The sequence below is a fragment of the Streptomyces sp. NPDC127595 genome (genome assembly GCF_042671685.1).
In the GTDB taxonomy this organism is placed as follows: Bacteria; Actinomycetota; Actinomycetes; order Streptomycetales; family Streptomycetaceae; genus Streptomyces.
Window position 1 is genome coordinate 1,040,049 of sequence record NZ_JBHXWK010000001.1, and the last position, 13,827, is coordinate 1,053,875.

At 70.5% G+C, this 13,827-nt stretch carries 15 protein-coding genes; 8 read left to right on the forward strand and 7 right to left on the reverse strand.

Annotated features, from left to right (window positions below; translation table 11 throughout):
* Window positions 1-411: 411 nt before the first annotated feature.
* Window positions 412-1,221 (reverse strand): SAM-dependent methyltransferase, encoded by an 810-nt coding sequence (locus tag ACFVKT_RS04435; RefSeq protein WP_385727392.1) that lies wholly within the window; start codon window positions 1,219-1,221, stop codon window positions 412-414.
* A 152-nt stretch (window positions 1,222-1,373) separates the two neighbouring features.
* On the opposite strand from ACFVKT_RS04435, the gene ACFVKT_RS04440 reads away from it, so the two are divergent.
* Entirely contained in the window at window positions 1,374-1,829 is a 456-nt protein-coding gene (locus ACFVKT_RS04440) for an RpiB/LacA/LacB family sugar-phosphate isomerase (protein ID WP_385727394.1), read from the forward strand.
* Window positions 1,830-1,877: 48 nt separating this feature from the next.
* Here the strand turns inward: ACFVKT_RS04440 and ACFVKT_RS04445 are convergent, their stop codons facing one another.
* Window positions 1,878-2,564 carry a DUF2848 domain-containing protein gene (locus ACFVKT_RS04445; protein ID WP_385727396.1) on the reverse strand — a complete coding sequence of 229 codons (687 nt, stop codon included), beginning with the start codon at window positions 2,562-2,564 and terminating at the stop codon, window positions 1,878-1,880.
* 121 nt (window positions 2,565-2,685) lie between these two features.
* On the opposite strand from ACFVKT_RS04445, the gene ACFVKT_RS04450 reads away from it, so the two are divergent.
* Genes ACFVKT_RS04450 through ACFVKT_RS04460 form a run of 3 tightly spaced genes read left to right on the forward strand, consistent with a single transcriptional unit; the run spans window position 2,686 to window position 5,235 of the window.
* Complete coding sequence (locus ACFVKT_RS04450) at window positions 2,686-4,041, forward strand: MFS transporter (protein ID WP_385727398.1); 1,356 nt, start codon at window positions 2,686-2,688, stop codon at window positions 4,039-4,041.
* Window positions 4,042-4,090: 49 nt separating this feature from the next.
* Window positions 4,091-4,894: a nitrilase-related carbon-nitrogen hydrolase gene (locus ACFVKT_RS04455; RefSeq protein ID WP_385727400.1), complete on the forward strand. Its 804-nt coding sequence runs from the start codon at window positions 4,091-4,093 to the stop codon at window positions 4,892-4,894.
* The gene (locus tag ACFVKT_RS04460; protein ID WP_385727402.1) at window positions 4,891-5,235 is read left to right on the forward strand and encodes a cupin domain-containing protein; all 345 of its coding nucleotides are present in this window, start codon (window positions 4,891-4,893) and stop codon (window positions 5,233-5,235) included. The genes ACFVKT_RS04455 and ACFVKT_RS04460 overlap by 4 nt, the downstream gene beginning before the upstream one ends.
* A gap of 81 nt (window positions 5,236-5,316) precedes the next feature.
* Here the strand turns inward: ACFVKT_RS04460 and ACFVKT_RS04465 are convergent, their stop codons facing one another.
* The 3 genes from ACFVKT_RS04465 to ACFVKT_RS04475 form a co-directional block, all read right to left on the reverse strand.
* Window positions 5,317-5,943 carry a GntR family transcriptional regulator gene (locus ACFVKT_RS04465; protein ID WP_385728141.1) on the reverse strand — a complete coding sequence of 209 codons (627 nt, stop codon included), beginning with the start codon at window positions 5,941-5,943 and terminating at the stop codon, window positions 5,317-5,319.
* A 165-nt stretch (window positions 5,944-6,108) separates the two neighbouring features.
* Window positions 6,109-6,750 carry an NADPH-dependent F420 reductase gene (locus ACFVKT_RS04470; RefSeq protein ID WP_385727404.1) on the reverse strand — a complete coding sequence of 214 codons (642 nt, stop codon included), beginning with the start codon at window positions 6,748-6,750 and terminating at the stop codon, window positions 6,109-6,111.
* Window positions 6,747-7,739: an NADP-dependent oxidoreductase gene (locus tag ACFVKT_RS04475; protein ID WP_385727406.1), complete on the reverse strand. Its 993-nt coding sequence runs from the start codon at window positions 7,737-7,739 to the stop codon at window positions 6,747-6,749. Before ACFVKT_RS04475 ends, ACFVKT_RS04470 begins: the two co-directional genes overlap by 4 nt.
* Before the next feature lie 70 nt (window positions 7,740-7,809).
* Here ACFVKT_RS04475 and ACFVKT_RS04480 point away from each other — a divergent pair, with 70 nt between their 5' ends.
* The gene (locus tag ACFVKT_RS04480; RefSeq protein ID WP_385727408.1) at window positions 7,810-8,814 is read left to right on the forward strand and encodes a GlxA family transcriptional regulator; all 1,005 of its coding nucleotides are present in this window, start codon (window positions 7,810-7,812) and stop codon (window positions 8,812-8,814) included.
* A 124-nt stretch (window positions 8,815-8,938) separates the two neighbouring features.
* On the opposite strand, the gene ACFVKT_RS04485 is transcribed toward ACFVKT_RS04480, so the two are convergent.
* On the reverse strand, window positions 8,939-9,952 hold the full coding sequence (locus ACFVKT_RS04485) for an endonuclease/exonuclease/phosphatase family protein (protein WP_385727410.1): 1,014 nt from the start codon (window positions 9,950-9,952) through the stop codon (window positions 8,939-8,941).
* Between the two features lie 251 nt (window positions 9,953-10,203).
* On the opposite strand from ACFVKT_RS04485, the gene ACFVKT_RS04490 reads away from it, so the two are divergent.
* From ACFVKT_RS04490 to ACFVKT_RS04500, 3 genes are read left to right on the forward strand one after another with little or no spacing between them, the layout of a single operon-like run.
* Window positions 10,204-11,169 (forward strand): aldo/keto reductase, encoded by a 966-nt coding sequence (locus ACFVKT_RS04490; RefSeq protein ID WP_385727411.1) that lies wholly within the window; start codon window positions 10,204-10,206, stop codon window positions 11,167-11,169.
* 5 nt (window positions 11,170-11,174) lie between these two features.
* Complete coding sequence (locus ACFVKT_RS04495) at window positions 11,175-12,119, forward strand: NAD(P)-dependent oxidoreductase (protein WP_385727413.1); 945 nt, start codon at window positions 11,175-11,177, stop codon at window positions 12,117-12,119.
* On the forward strand, window positions 12,109-12,726 hold the full coding sequence (locus ACFVKT_RS04500; protein WP_385727415.1) for a TetR/AcrR family transcriptional regulator: 618 nt from the start codon (window positions 12,109-12,111) through the stop codon (window positions 12,724-12,726). Before ACFVKT_RS04495 ends, ACFVKT_RS04500 begins: the two co-directional genes overlap by 11 nt.
* Before the next feature lie 5 nt (window positions 12,727-12,731).
* Here ACFVKT_RS04500 and ACFVKT_RS04505 read toward each other — a convergent pair whose 3' ends face one another.
* Window positions 12,732-13,751 (reverse strand): LLM class flavin-dependent oxidoreductase, encoded by a 1,020-nt coding sequence (locus ACFVKT_RS04505; protein ID WP_385727417.1) that lies wholly within the window; start codon window positions 13,749-13,751, stop codon window positions 12,732-12,734.
* Between the last annotated feature and the right edge of the window lie 76 nt (window positions 13,752-13,827).

Consider the following 13,827-nt stretch of genomic DNA (forward strand, 5'->3'; position numbering starts at 1 on the left):
CCCGTACGGTGCCGGCTCCACGGAGCGTGGCTCCTGTTGGAGGACCACGTCCTCCAGCTCTGGACACCGAGGATCAAGGCGATGGACGACCAGTTCAGGGCTACGGCCAGGCCCTTGATCAGTTCCAGCCGCTCCCTACGCGGACCTGTGGTGGTGGCGCCGGCACTCGCGCATCCTCACCGGAGACCTGGGCCACGCGCTCCGTTCTGCCGGCGCCATCGGTATCGATCCGGACAAGCCGTGACCTGACCGAGAACAGTTACGGGACAGTCCTTGGACGAGCCGACCCATGAGGTTGCCAGCGCGCATTTTCGGACGCTCACAGCACGGTGAAGCTGTCCTTCGCAACGCTGTAAGTCCTGAGTGCCCAGTGACTGCCGCGGTCGGAGAGGACAGCTCGTCTCTGCGCGGTCAGGGTTTCCGGGCGACGGCGCCGAACTGCGGGAGCGCGGCGGGGGATTCGGCCTTGGCGTGCCATTGCGAGCAGGCGACGATTCCCGGCGCGATCAGGTCCAGGCCGTCGAAGAAGGCGGTGACCTCCGCCCGGCTGCGGGCGGTGATCGGCGGGGTGGCGTTCTTGTTCCAGAAGGCCATGGCCTCGACGTTGCCCTCGCCGCCGAGGTCGGCGTCGGTGGTGGGGTGGGTCAGGGCGAGGTAGCTGCCGGAGGGGACCGCGGCCATGACGCGGCGCACGATGTCCTGTGCCTGCCCGGTGTCGAGGACGAAGTTCAGGATGCCGAGCATCATGACCGCGACGGGCCGGTCGAGGTCGAGGGACGCCGTGGCGCCCTGGACGATGGTGTCCGGCTGGTGGACGTCGGCGTCGATGTAGTCGGTGATCCCCTCCGGGGTACCGGTGAGCAGCGAACGGGCGTGGACGAGGACGATGGGGTCGTTGTCGACGTACACGATCCGCGACTGGGGCGCGATGCGCTGGGCGATCTGATGGGTGTTGTCCATCGTCGGGAGTCCGGTGCCGATGTCCAGGAACTGCCGCACCCCGCAGTCGGCGGCCAGGTAGGTGACCGCACGCCCGAGAAACTCGCGATCGGCGCGAGCGACGTCCCGGATGACCGGGAACATGGCGGCGACCTGCTCGCCCACCTGCTGGTCGACCTCGTAGTTGTCCTTGCCACCGATCCAGTAGTTCCAGACCCGGGCGTTGTGGGCCACCGAGGTGTTCAGCCTTGCCGATCCGTCCGGGTGCAGGCTCTCAGTCACGTCTTCCCCTCTCCGTACACCCGCGCGGTGTCGGGCGAAGCTACGGCGGCAGCGGGCCTGCGCCACCACTGTGCTGCCAGTTGATCACGCCGAGCAGGGTCTGCGTACAGGACCGAGCCCATCCGGTTCATCCGCTGAGTAGTCTTCCAAGCATGCGGATCTCCGTCTCCTCGGACATGGACGAACCCGTGGCCCGGCACCTCGTCACGGAGTTGCGTGGCCGCGGCCACGAGGTACTGACGCACGGGGCGCTCGAGCCCGGTGACAGCGCCCAGTGGGCGTTCTGCTCGGAGGCGGCGGCCCGTGAGGTCGCCGCCGGGACCGCGGACCAGGCGGTCGTCTGCTGCTGGACCGGCACCGGCGCGTCCATCGCCGCGAACAAGGTGCCAGGTGTACGAGCGGCCCTGTGCACGGACGCGTACACAGCGGACGGCGCGCGCCGCTGGAACGACGCCAATGTGCTGGCGCTGAGCCTGCGGCTGACCTCCGAGCCACTGCTCAAAGAGATCCTCGACGCCTGGTTCGCCGCCGAGGCCGGTACCGACGCCGACGACCTGGAGAACGTGGCCCACATCGGACGCCTTGACCTCGGCAGGACCGGCCCGTAGCGGAGCACCGGCCGCCGCTACGGGGCTCCGGCGCCCCTAGGACCTGTCCTAGCCGATCGGCTCGGGCATCGCAATCACGTCGTAGGCCAGCTCGATGGTGTCCCCGGTCGCCGGGTCGCCCAGCTCCACGCGCCAGGTCTCGGCGAACTGGTCCACGTCTTCGGTCATCGGGATGGTCCCGGAGATGAGGACGGTGCCGGGGGTCAAGTCGCCCCGGGAGCGCAGCACTTCGGCCCAGTAGCCCGGCGTGAGCAGCTCGGCGAGCGTGCCGTTCTGGATCTCGGTCTCCTTGCCGTCGTGGGTGACCCAGGCCCGCAGGGTGAGCGCGTCGAGGCGCGCCTCGACGTCGGCCAGCCGCCAGGCGCGGCGAGCGATCACGTCGGGGCCCGCGTTCTTGCTCCAGGCGACCCCGTGCACCTCGAGATCCCGGTCGGTGTGGTCGCAGGCGGCGCTGAGCAGGAGTTCTCCGTCCGCGGCGACGATCAGGGCCCACTCGGCCTCGCCGGAGGTGCGGGCATGCTGGGCGGCGACCGTGTCGGTCTGCTGGGCGAGATAGGGGGAGACGGGATAGAGCGCCGGGGTCACCGACGGCGCGGGCACCCCGAGCTCGGCCAGCTCGGCGACGTGCGCGGCGACGTCCTCCTGGCTGCGCCCGGCGTATCCGGCGTTGAGCACCTGCCGGACATCGACGTCACGGGTGGAACCGTCGGGCAGTTCGAAGGTCAGCACGGCCACGGGAACTCCTGAAGATGTCGGTTTCGAAGCGGTTAACTTCCGGCGCAGGGGTTGCGCATACGACCTGTATACAAGAAGTATGCCGAAAGGTCGACGTCCCCCGACGCAAGGAACAGGCAGCATGCAGCACACCCAGCAGGCCACCGAGGCGCCGCCGCCGGGCCGCTCCGGCATCCGCCGCGCCTTCTTCGCCAGCCTGACCGGCACCTCCCTGGAGTGGTACGACTTCGCGGTCTACTCGGCCGCCGCGGCTCTGGTCTTCGGCGACCTCTTCTTCCCCTCCGAGGACCCGCTCACCGGTACCCTCCTGGCGTTCTCCACCTATGCCGTCGGCTACCTCTCCCGTCCCCTCGGCGGTTTCGTCTTCGGCCGGCTCGGCGATGTCATCGGCCGCAAGAAGGTCCTCATCGCCACGCTGATCCTCATCGGCGCGGCCACCTTCCTGATCGGCCTGCTGCCCGCCTACGGCACCGTCGGCGTCGCCGCGCCCATCGCCCTGGTCGTCCTCCGCTTCGCCCAGGGCGTCGGCGTGGGCGGCGAGTGGGGTGGCGCCGTCCTGCTGTCCAGCGAGTTCGGCGACCCGGGCAAGCGCGGCTTCTACGCCTCCGCCGCACAGGTCGGACCGCCCGCGGGCAACCTCCTGGCGAACGGCGTCCTGGCCGCACTCGGCGCACTCCTGACGGAAGACCAGTTCCTGTCCTGGGGCTGGCGCGTGGCGTTCCTGCTGTCCGGCGTCCTGGTCGGCTTCGGCCTGTGGATCCGGGCCAAACTGGAGGAGACCCCGGTGTTCAAGGCGATGCAGGCCGAACAGACCCGGCCCGAGGCGCCGATCCGCGAGGTCTTCACCACCCAGCCCCGCGCCCTGTGCGCGGCCATCCTCTGCCGCGTGGGCCCCGACGTGCTCTACGCGATGTTCACCGTCTTCGTCCTCACCTACGCCACCGGCGAACTGGGCATGGCGCGCGGCTCCGCACTGGCCGCCGTACTCATCGGCTCCTCACTCCAGATCTTCCTCATCCCGCTCGCCGGAGCGCTGTCCGACCGGGTCAACAGGCGTCTGCTGTACGGCTGCGCGGCGGTGGCAGCGGGAGTGTGGCCGTTCGTGTTCTTCCTGATGGCCGACGGCGGAAGCTGGCCGCTCCTCGCGTTCGGCGTCGTCGTGGGTCTGGCCATCCACTCCGTCATGTACGGACCGCAGGCGGCCTTCATCGCCGAGCAGTTCTCGCCGCGGCTGCGCTACACGGGCTCCTCGCTGGCCTACACGCTCGCCGGCCTCATCGGCGGCGCGGTCGCACCGCTGCTGTTCACCGCACTGCTGAGCTCGTACGACAGCTGGGTTCCGCTGGCGCTGTACATCGCCGTCGCCGCGGCCGTCACCATCGCCGGCCTCTCGCTGGGCCGGGACGCTGACAACGCCACGGACGAGGAGACGGCACGCGTCGCACCTGCCCCCGAGCCCGCGGCCGGGGTTTCCTGATCCCGCGCCGTTCCCCGCCCGCATCCGTCCCGACGCAGAAAGGCCGACCGTGCGAATCGCCCTGAGCCAGTTCACCAGCGGACCCGAACCCGACAAGAACCTCGCACTCATCGAGGAGGCCACCCGGCGCGCCGCGGCCGCCGGAGCGCGCGTCGTCGTGTTCCCCGAAGCGTCGATGGCCTGCTTCGGCACCCCCCTGGCCCCCCTCGCGCAGCCGCTCGACGGCCCCTGGGCGGACGCGGTCCGCGCCATCGCCGCGGCGGCCGGCATCGTCGTGGTGGCGGGCATGTTCACCCCGGCTCCGCACGGTCGGGTGGCCAACACCCTGCTGGCCACCGGGCCGGGCGTCGAGGCGGCGTACGACAAGATCCATCTGTACGACGCCTTCGGCTACGCCGAGTCGGACACGGTCGCCGCGGGCTCGCGGATCGTCACGGTCGACATCGACGGCGTACGCATGGGGCTGGCCACCTGCTATGACGTCCGCTTCCCCGAACTGTTCCGGGCGCATGCCGACGCGGGTGCCGTTTCGACGCTGCTGGCGGCGTCCTGGGGGGCCGGGCCGGGCAAGCTTGACCAGTGGGAACTGCTGGTCCGAGCCCGCGCGCTGGACGCCACCCTCTGGGTCGCGGCCGTGGACCAGGCCGACCCGGCGGCCGGGGGAGTGGCGCCGCACTCCACGGCGCCCACCGGCATCGGGCACAGCATGGTGGTCGGTCCGGACGGGACCGTACGCGCGGGGCTGGAGGCAGAGCCGGGCCTGCTGATCGCCGACCTGGATGTCGACGAGGTCGCGGCGGTCCGCAAGAAGACGTCGGTGCTGGCCAACCGTCGCCTGGGGCGGGACTCATGAGCAAACCCGAGCTGGAGTTCCACCTGCCCGCGGGACCCTGGACTTCGCCGGCCGGTGCCGCCGAGGGGGTCGAGGAGCGCGTCCTCGCCGAGGACCCGGCCGGGGCGCACCGCACCACGCTCGTCCGGTGGGCGCCGGGCACCGACACGTCCGCCGACGGTGTGACCAGGCACGACTTCTGGGAAGAGGTCTGGATCCTTGAGGGCGGTCTGCACGACCTCACCCTCGACGAGACATTCCCGCAGGGCTCGTACGCCTGTCGGCCACCGGGGATGCCCCATGGCCCCTGGACGGCGGCCGAGGGCGTCACGATGCTCGTCTTCACGTACCCGCAGGGGTGACGTCTACGGCCGCTGGAAGACGGCCGAGGACGTCACCGTGCTCGTCTCACACACCCGCAGGAGTGACTCGCTCGCCTCTGCCTAACCGGCGAGCAGCACCTTCAGTGTCGACTGCAGATGACTGTCGATCGCGGCGCACGCGGCCGCCGCGTCACCGGCCGTGAGCGCGGTGAGGATGTCCTGGTGCTCATGGAGCACCGACTCCTGGCGGCCGTGCTGGTTGTAGAGCGCCACCACCCCGGCCCTGACCTGCCGGCTGCGCAGCCCGTCGTAGTGCCGTTCGAGCAGTGCGTTGCCCACGGCGGACACGAGGGTGGAGTGGAAGAGGTGGTCGACGGCGATGAACTCCTTGGCCTGGTCGGGACCCTTCAACTCGCGCTGCCGCTGGAGGAGTTCGCCCAGCTCCCGCAGCGGGGTCCGCTCCGCGCCGATGACCTGCTGTGCCGCGTACCGTTCGACGATCCCGCGCAGCTCCATCAACTCGGAGATCTCCCGGCCCGACAGCGGCGCCACGCGCGCGCCCCGCTTGGGCACCAGCTGCACGAGATCCTCGGCGGCGAGCAGCAGCAGTGCCTCCCGGATCGGTGTGCGTGAGACCCCGATCCGGTCGGCGATGTCCTGCTCCGAAAGGAACTCTCCCTGCATCGCCGGATCCGTCAGCACCGTGTCCTTGAGGTACGCGTACGCCTTCTCCCGACCGGACGCCACCACTACCCCCAGAGATCGCATACAACTTGTATACGGAAGCTACCACGCGGTCCGCTGCGGTGCGGCGGCCTTGCGCACACCTGGTCCGGTGACCCGTGCCGTGTGGCAGCCCAGGTGCGGGAGTGGTAGCAGCAGCCGTTGCCGGTCAGGGCACGCTGCGGCGCTTCACACTTTCCGATGAGCCTCGGCCAGGCGAGCCTGCAGAGCGGCGGTGTCCAGCGCGGTGAGGAAGGCCGGACGGCCGATCTCGGCGCGCCAGCTCTCCGAGAGCGGGCCGAGGTGCACTGTGTCGAAGCCGAACTGATCGTAGAGTTCCGCGACGAACTCGGCAGCCTCGGGGAAGTCGCTGGCGGTGGTGAGTGCTCGCCGTCCGGGAGTACCGGCGGGGCGGCCGTCGGTGGTGATGTCGGCCGCGGCGATGTGGTTGAAGCCCTTGACGACCTCGGCGCCCTCGAGGTGCTGCTGCACCAGACCGGAGGTGGTCATCTCGCCCGTGTCCAGTGCGGGGATGCGGCCGTCGCGAGGCCGGTAGTAGTTGATGGCGTCGATGACGATCTTGCCTCGAAGCGGTGCGACGGGCAGGTCTCGGTACGCCGACATGGGGATACCGGCCATGACGACGTCTGCGTCCGTGGCCGTCTCGATGACGGTCGCCGCCCGTGCCGTGGGTCCCAGCTCGGCGATCAGGTCCGCCAGCGTCCTGGGCCCCTGCGAGTTGCTGAGAATGACCTCGTAGCCGACCTGAACGGCCTTGCGGGCGACCTGGCTTGCGACATTTCCCGCGCCGATGAAGCCGATCGTCGTCACGACGCGCTCCCGGTCCCCGGACCGACGGTGAGCACCAGCTTTCCTGTGCTGCGTCCCGCCTCGGCCAGCGTGTGGGCCTGCGCGGCCTCGGCGAGCGGGAAGGTGGCGGCGATGTGCGGGCGCAGCTGCCCGGCCGCGGCGAGCGCGGCGAGGCCGGCCATGGCGCCACGGTCGTGCTCGACGACCAGGTTCGTGGCCCGCACCCCCAACTCGGCGGCGCGGGCGGTCACTTCCTCGAATTCGACGGGCAGGCTGGAGACCAGAACGCCGCCGGGCCTGAGCGTCTCCAGTGCGCGCAGCCGGTCCTTGCCGCCGACCACGTCGAGGACCACGTCGATTTCGTGGGCCTCTTCGGCGACATCGGCGGTGCGGTAGTCGATGACCTCGTCCGCCCCCAGGCCGCGCACGAGGTCGCACTTGTCGCCGGACGCCGTGCCGATCACATACGCGCCCCGCGCCTTGGCGACCTGCACCGCGACGTGCCCGATACCGCCGGCCGCTCCGAGTACCAGCACCCGCTGCCCCGGTCGCACCTCCGCGGTGTCGACCAGCGCCTGCCAGGCGACCAGGCCCACCATCGGCAGCGCCGCCGCCTCGGCGTGGCTCAGCGCGGCGGGCTTGGGCGCGAAGGCGCGGACGGGACCGGTGACGTACTCGGCGTAGGCTCCGGCCCCGTTCGGGTACGGCAGCATGCCGAACACCTCGTCGCCCGGCTCGAAGAGCGAGACGCCCAGGCCGACCGCCTCGACGACACCGGACACGTCCCAGCCGAGCGTGAAGGGCGGCTCACCCAGGAACAGGCCGAGCCCGCGGTGCTGGATATCGGTGGGGTTGACCCCGGCGGCGCGTACGGCGAGAAGGATCTGTCCGACGCCGGGCTCCGGGCGCTCGCGCTCGACCGGGTGGAGCACGTCCGGGCCCCCGAGGCTGTCCTGGCTGATGGCCTGCATGGAGTTCGTCCTGGTGTGTGTATCCGCATTCGTGATCATGCATCCAGCCTGCGGCAGGGGCTCTGACCTCGCCAATGGCAATATGGTCATTAACCCATAGAATCGTGCCATGGCTGAGCTGGAACCTTCCACCACCTCCGACCGCCCGCCGCACCGGGTCGTCGTCCTCGCGCTCGACGGCGTGTACCTCTTCGACCTGGGCATCCCCGAACGGGTCTTCGGCGGAGTCCGCTACGCCGGGCTTCCGGGGGCCTACGAGGTGGTGAGCTGCGCCGCGACCGAGGACCGCACGGTCACGACCAGCACCGGACTCACCCTCACCCTCGACCACGGGCCCGAGGTGCTGGAGAGCGCTGACACGGTCGTCCTCCCGCCCTTCGACCTGAGCCGCTTCACGGCCGACCTGCCCGAGCCGGTCCGCTCGGCGCTCGCCCGCATCCGCCCCCATGCCCGCATCGTCTCCCTGTGCACCGCCGCGTTCACCCTGGCCGCCGCCGGACTGCTCGACGGACGGTCCGCAACCACGCACTGGGCACTCGCGGACGAATTCCGCCAACTGTTCCCCCACGTGGCCCTGGACCCCGACGTGCTGTTCGTCGACGACGGCGACGTACTCACCTCGGCCGGTGTCGCCTCCGGGATCGACGCATGCCTGCACCTGGTGCGCAGCGACCACGGCAGCGCCATCGCCAACCAGGTCGCCCGCCAATGCGTGGTGCCGCCCTGGCGCGAGGGCGGCCAGGCCCAGTTCATCGTCCAGCCCATGCCTGCGGAGGGCAACGACGGCACCGGCACCACCCGCGCCTGGGCCCTGGAACACCTCGACCGGCCACTCGCCCTGCGGGAACTCGCCGCACACGCCCGGATGAGCCCGCGCACCTTCTCCCGCCGCTTCCAGGAGGAGACCGGCACCAGCCCCGGCCGCTGGCTGACCCAGCAGCGCGTGAACCACGCCCGCCACCTCCTGGAAACCACCGACCTCACCGTCGACCGGATCGCGACGGAGGTCGGCTTCGCCACGGGCAACTCGTTGCGGCAGCACCTGCACGCGGCGATCGGGGTCTCACCCCAGGCGTACCGCACCACGTTCCGAGTCCGCAGCCAGGAAGTCTGACGAGGAGCGAGCACCTCGCCCATGAGCGACGCCATCGGCGCAGGCTGGGCGGGCGAGCAACATCGCCTCCAGCCGGTCCCACCTACCACCCGCGCACTGTCACCAGCCTCTGTGGGGAGAACATCTAGGCGGGAAGCAGCGCCAGTACCGCCACGACGGCCCGATGGTCCGTGCCCGGCACCGTGTGCTCGCCCACGGAGACCCCCGCCAGGCCGGAGCCGTGCAGGACGTGGTCCAGCTGGACCAGCGGCGGCACGACCGGAAGGCCGACCGGCCAGGTGCGGGGCCACCCGTGGCCGAGTTCGGAGTGGGTGTCGGTGAGCCCGGCCGCCAGCAGTCTTCGCATCGGGGTGTGGTCCAGGGAGGCGTTGAAGTCGCCGAGGAACACGGTGTCGGGGCCGCTGTGCCGGGCCAGGGAGGCGAGGGCGGTCATGTCCCGCGTCCAGCGGCCCGCGTCGCCCAGCGGGTAGTAGGTGTGGACGGCCACGAACTTCACCGTACGTCCGGCAACGGTGAGCTCGGCGATGGTCTGGGGCCAGGCGGTGTCCGAGTCCGTCGTACCACCGTGGGACAGCGGGCGCCGCGAGTAGATCGAGGAGTCGTACTCCGGGTGGAGTTCGCGGTACGGCATCAGCGCGGCCAGACCCGCCTTGTCCAGCGCGGCCACCCCGGCGGGCGGGAGTTGCTCCAGCGCGAGCACATCGATCCGCTCGGTGCGGACCAGCTCCACCACCGCGCGCGGATCGGCGCCGCCGACATCGGTGTTGAGGGTCGCGACTCGCAACTCCGCCGCGCCCGGCGGAACTTGACGGCTCTCGGGAACGAACCGCGGCACCAGCAGCCCCGCCTGTACGACCACCAGAGCCGCAACCACCGCCACCGCCCACCGCGAGCGCAGCGCGGGAACGGCGACCACGACGCCCAGCACCAGCACGCTGAGCAGGGCCGAGTACGGGAAGAGCACCATGGGCACCGCGAGGGGACTTCCCGAGTCAAGTCCCGTCAGCCGTACGACGAGCAGCCCGGCGGGAACGGTGAGCGCGAGCCCGCAGCCCAGCAGTCCCCACGTCCGCCCGCGCCTGCCGGGTGTCCGCCGCGGGTCACCGGTGCGCCGGGTGTCCGTCACCGTGCCTGTCATCCGTCTCCACCCTCGATTCGTGCCCAGCGGAACGATGACGATCACCGGCTTCCCGGGAAGGGGGACGACGGAGCGGCGCGTACAGTTCCGGCCGCCGACGGCTGCAGGCGTCGCCAACGACCCCCCTTTGGTTTTTTGCACGAAATGTCCGGCTTCCCGTTGTCATTTCAAAACTGACAGTTTAGTTTTGTTATGCGGGGAGGGTGCTCTGGACCCGTGGGGTCCGGTCTCCCCGACGCACTGGAGGAGCGATGTACTCGACGAAGCTCAGGACGAGCGGGCTGGGCGCCACCGGTATGGAGATCACCCGGGTGGGCGTGGGGGCGTGGGCGATCGGCGGAGGCGGCTGGGAGTTCGGCTGGGGTCCGCAGGAGGACGACGAGTCGGTGGCCGCGATCCACCGGGCGCTGGAGCTCGGGGTCAACTGGATCGACACCGCGGCCGCCTACGGCTTCGGCCGGTCCGAGGAGGTCGTCGGCCGGGCGATAGCGGGCCTGACCGAGCGGCCGTACGTGTTCACCAAGGCTTCGCTGCTCGACGACGGCACCGGCCGTGTCCGGCACAGCCTCAAGCGGGACTCGGTCCTGCGGGAGGCCGAGGCGAGCCTGACAAGGCTCGGCGTCGACGCCATCGACCTGTACCAGATCCACTGGCCGATCCCCGAGAAGGACATCGAGGAGGGCTGGTCCGCCCTGGCTGAACTGAAGGAGCAGGGGCTGGTCCGCCACATCGGCGTATCCAACTTCGACGTCGGGCAGCTTCGGCGTATCCAGGCGATCGCACCTGTGGAGACCCTTCAGCCGCAGTACTCGCTGGTCGACCGCGAGGTCGAGGCCGAGATCCTGCCCTTCACCGAGCACGAGGGGATCGGTGTCATCGTCTACTCGCCGATGGGCTCCGGCCTGCTGACCGGCGCGATGACACGCGAGCGCATCGAGCAGCTCCCCGCGGACGACTGGCGCGCCCGCGACCCGCGGTTCGCCGAACCGCAGCTCTCGCGGCACCTGGCACTGGTCGCCCGGCTCCAGGTCGTCGCCGACCGGCACGGCGTGACCCCGGGGGCCGTCGCGGTCGCGTGGACCCTGCACAACAGCGCTGTGGACGGCGCGATCACCGGATTCCGTCGGCCCGCCCAGGTGGACCCGGTCGTCGCCGCCGCGGACCTGGAACTCACCGAACAGGACATCAGCGAGATCGAAGAGACCGAAGGAAGGTGACGACCATGGCCACGATCGGATTCGTCGGTCTGGGCGCCATGGGCAGCCGGATCGCCGGACGCCTGCTGGACGGCAACCAGGTGTACGGCACGAACCGCACCCAGTCCAGGGCCATTGAGCTGATGGACCAGGGCATGGCCTGGCGCGCAACCCCGCGCGAGGTCGCCGCGGAGGCCGAGGTGGTCTTCAGCATGGTCACCGATGACGCGGCCCTGGAGGCGGTCACCGCCGGCCCGGACGGGATTCTCGCCGGACTGGCCCCAGGCAATATCTACGTCGACATGAGCACGGTCAGCCCGCAGGCCAGCCGGGAACTGGCACAGCGTGTGCAGGCCCTGGGCGCCACCCTGCTCGACGCCCCCGTCTCGGGCAGCGTCACCGCCGCCGCCGACGGCACCCTCGCCATCATGGTCGGCGGCCCGGACGAGGCCTTCGACGCGGTCGAGCCGCTGCTCCACCGACTCGGGCGCACGGTCACGCACGTCGGCCCGAACGGCCAGGCACTGCTGCTCAAGCTCGCCATCAACATCAGCCTCGCCGCACAGATCCTCGCCTTCAGCGAGGGTGTCCTGCTGGCCGAACGCGGCGGAATCGACCGGACACTGGCGGCGCAGGTTATGGCCACCAGCGCCATCGGTTCGCCGACTGTGCAGGCGCGCGTCCCGCTCATCCTCGACCTGCCCGAACAGGGGTGGTTCGATGTGGAGCTCATGCACAAGGACATCGGGCTCGTCCTGGAAGCCGCCGACGACCTCGGCCTTCCGGTTCCCTCGGCCTCCGTCACCGACACCATGCTGACCAAGGCGGAACAGATGGGCTACGCGCACCGCGACATCGCCTCCCTCTACGAGGTCCTCGACCACACGGCCGCGGAACCCCACCGGCCGGCCGGTGCGCACCCCGTCGACGTGCCGGAGCGCGAACCAGCCGGAGCCGCGCGTGAAGCCTGACCGGCAGGAGGCGGCCCCACAGCGCGGCAGACCGCGCAGCGAGAAGGCCCGCGAGGCCATTCTCGACGCGGCGGGGGAACTTCTCCTGGAGCGTGGTCTGTCCGCCGTGAGCATGGACACGGTCGCCGCTCGGGCGGGCGTCAGCAAGGCGACGATCTACCGCTGGTGGCCTACCAAGGAGACCCTCGCGGCGGACGCGCTCTATCACGAATGGGCCGATGTCCAGCCGGCCCGCGACACCGGATCGCTCCGCGGTGACCTGCGCAGCCTCCTGCGCCCCTGGGTGGGGCTCGCCGACCGGCGTCCGTACGGACGTGTGGTTGCGGCCCTGCTCACCCAGGTGCAGACGGACCGGCAGTTCGCCCAGGAGTACCACGCACGCTTCGTCGAACCCCGTCGGGACCAGGCCCGGGAGATCTTCCGGCGTGCGATCGAACGCGGCGAGACCTCCGCCGACACCAAGATCGAGGTCGTACTCGACCTGCTCTACGGTCCGGTCTACCACCGGCTCCTGCACGGTCACGCGCCATTGAGTGACCGGTTCGTGTGCGACGTCATCGACACCGTCCTCGACGGTGTCGCGCCGGGCCGTCCTCCGGCGGGGTGACCCCTTCAGCCGGTGGACGGCCTGCCGAGGCGCGGGCCCAGCTCGGTGGCGATGTCGGTGAGGATCTGGACGTAGTCCTCGTGGTCGAAGGTGAAGGGCAGCGCGAACGCCACCTCGTCGACCTCCCGGAATGCCGCGTGGGCGTAGAGCCGTTCGGCTATCTCCTCGCTGCTGCCGACGAGGTCGGGGGCGAACATCATGCGCGCCGGCCCCTGTGGCGTGGCGGTACGCGGGGTCCGCTTGCGGGCGTACTCCTCGTACTTCGCGCGCTGCTCCGCAGTGGCGCTGTCGGTGGGGATGACGACGAGGCCCTGGGAGACTCGGGCGCGGTCGCCGTCGGGATGCCGGTCGCGGAAGGCCCGGATGTGCGAGAGCTGGATCTCGGTGAAGTCCTCCGACTCCTCCGCCTTCACCACGCTGCTGGTCAGGAAGTTCATGCCGTGTTCGCCGGCCCACCGAGCCGAGCGCAGGCTTGCGCCGCCGTACCACATGCGCTTCCCCAGGCCGGGGGAGTGGGGCTGGACGCGGTCGGAGAACACTTCGAAGCCCTCGACACCGCTGAAGTCCGTGGCGGGTTTCCCGCGCACGAGGTCCAGCAGCCGTTCCATCCGGTCGTAGCTGAAGTCCTCCGCGTCGGCGGTGTCGGGGTAGAGCGCGCCCTTGACCCGGTCGTAGTGCGTGGGCGGGCCGACACTGAGGCCCGGATTGAGGCGGCCCCGGGACAGGATGTCGACCGTCGCCAAGTCCTCGGCCAGCCGGAGCGGGTTCTCCCACCCCAGGGGGATGACCGCGGTGCCCAGTTCGATGCGGCTGGTGCGCTGTGAGGCCGCCGCCAGCACGGCGACCGGGGAGGAGATGCCGTACTGGAGATGACGGTGTCGCACCCACGCGCTGTCGAATCCGAGCCGCTCACCCAGCTCGATGATTTCCAGCGTCGACTCATGGCCCTGGCCGGGGTCGTCTCCGTCGAACAGCCCGATGGTCAGGAAGCCCAGTTTCCGCAACGGCTTCGAGGGCAGTGGCACAGGGCTCCTCCATGGTCCGAGGCGATTTCCGCCGAACACCAGTGCTGACACCATTGTGGCAGGCGGGGGCCGTGAG

Bases quoted from the DNA above. Each gene is read 5' to 3' on its own strand.
- ACFVKT_RS04440 (WP_385727394.1), top strand. From the start codon at position 1,374: ATGCGGATCTCCGTCTCCTCGGACATGGACGAACCCGTGGCCCGGCAC.
- ACFVKT_RS04450 (WP_385727398.1), top strand. From the start codon at position 2,686: ATGCAGCACACCCAGCAGGCCACCGAGGCGCCGCCGCCGGGCCGCTCC.
- ACFVKT_RS04460 (WP_385727402.1), top strand. From the start codon at position 4,891: ATGAGCAAACCCGAGCTGGAGTTCCACCTGCCCGCGGGACCCTGGACT.
- ACFVKT_RS04475 (WP_385727406.1), bottom strand. From the start codon at position 7,739: ATGATCACGAATGCGGATACACACACCAGGACGAACTCCATGCAGGCC.
- ACFVKT_RS04480 (WP_385727408.1), top strand. From the start codon at position 7,810: ATGGCTGAGCTGGAACCTTCCACCACCTCCGACCGCCCGCCGCACCGG.
- ACFVKT_RS04485 (WP_385727410.1), bottom strand. From the start codon at position 9,952: ATGACAGGCACGGTGACGGACACCCGGCGCACCGGTGACCCGCGGCGG.
- ACFVKT_RS04490 (WP_385727411.1), top strand. From the start codon at position 10,204: ATGTACTCGACGAAGCTCAGGACGAGCGGGCTGGGCGCCACCGGTATG.
- ACFVKT_RS04495 (WP_385727413.1), top strand. From the start codon at position 11,175: ATGGCCACGATCGGATTCGTCGGTCTGGGCGCCATGGGCAGCCGGATC.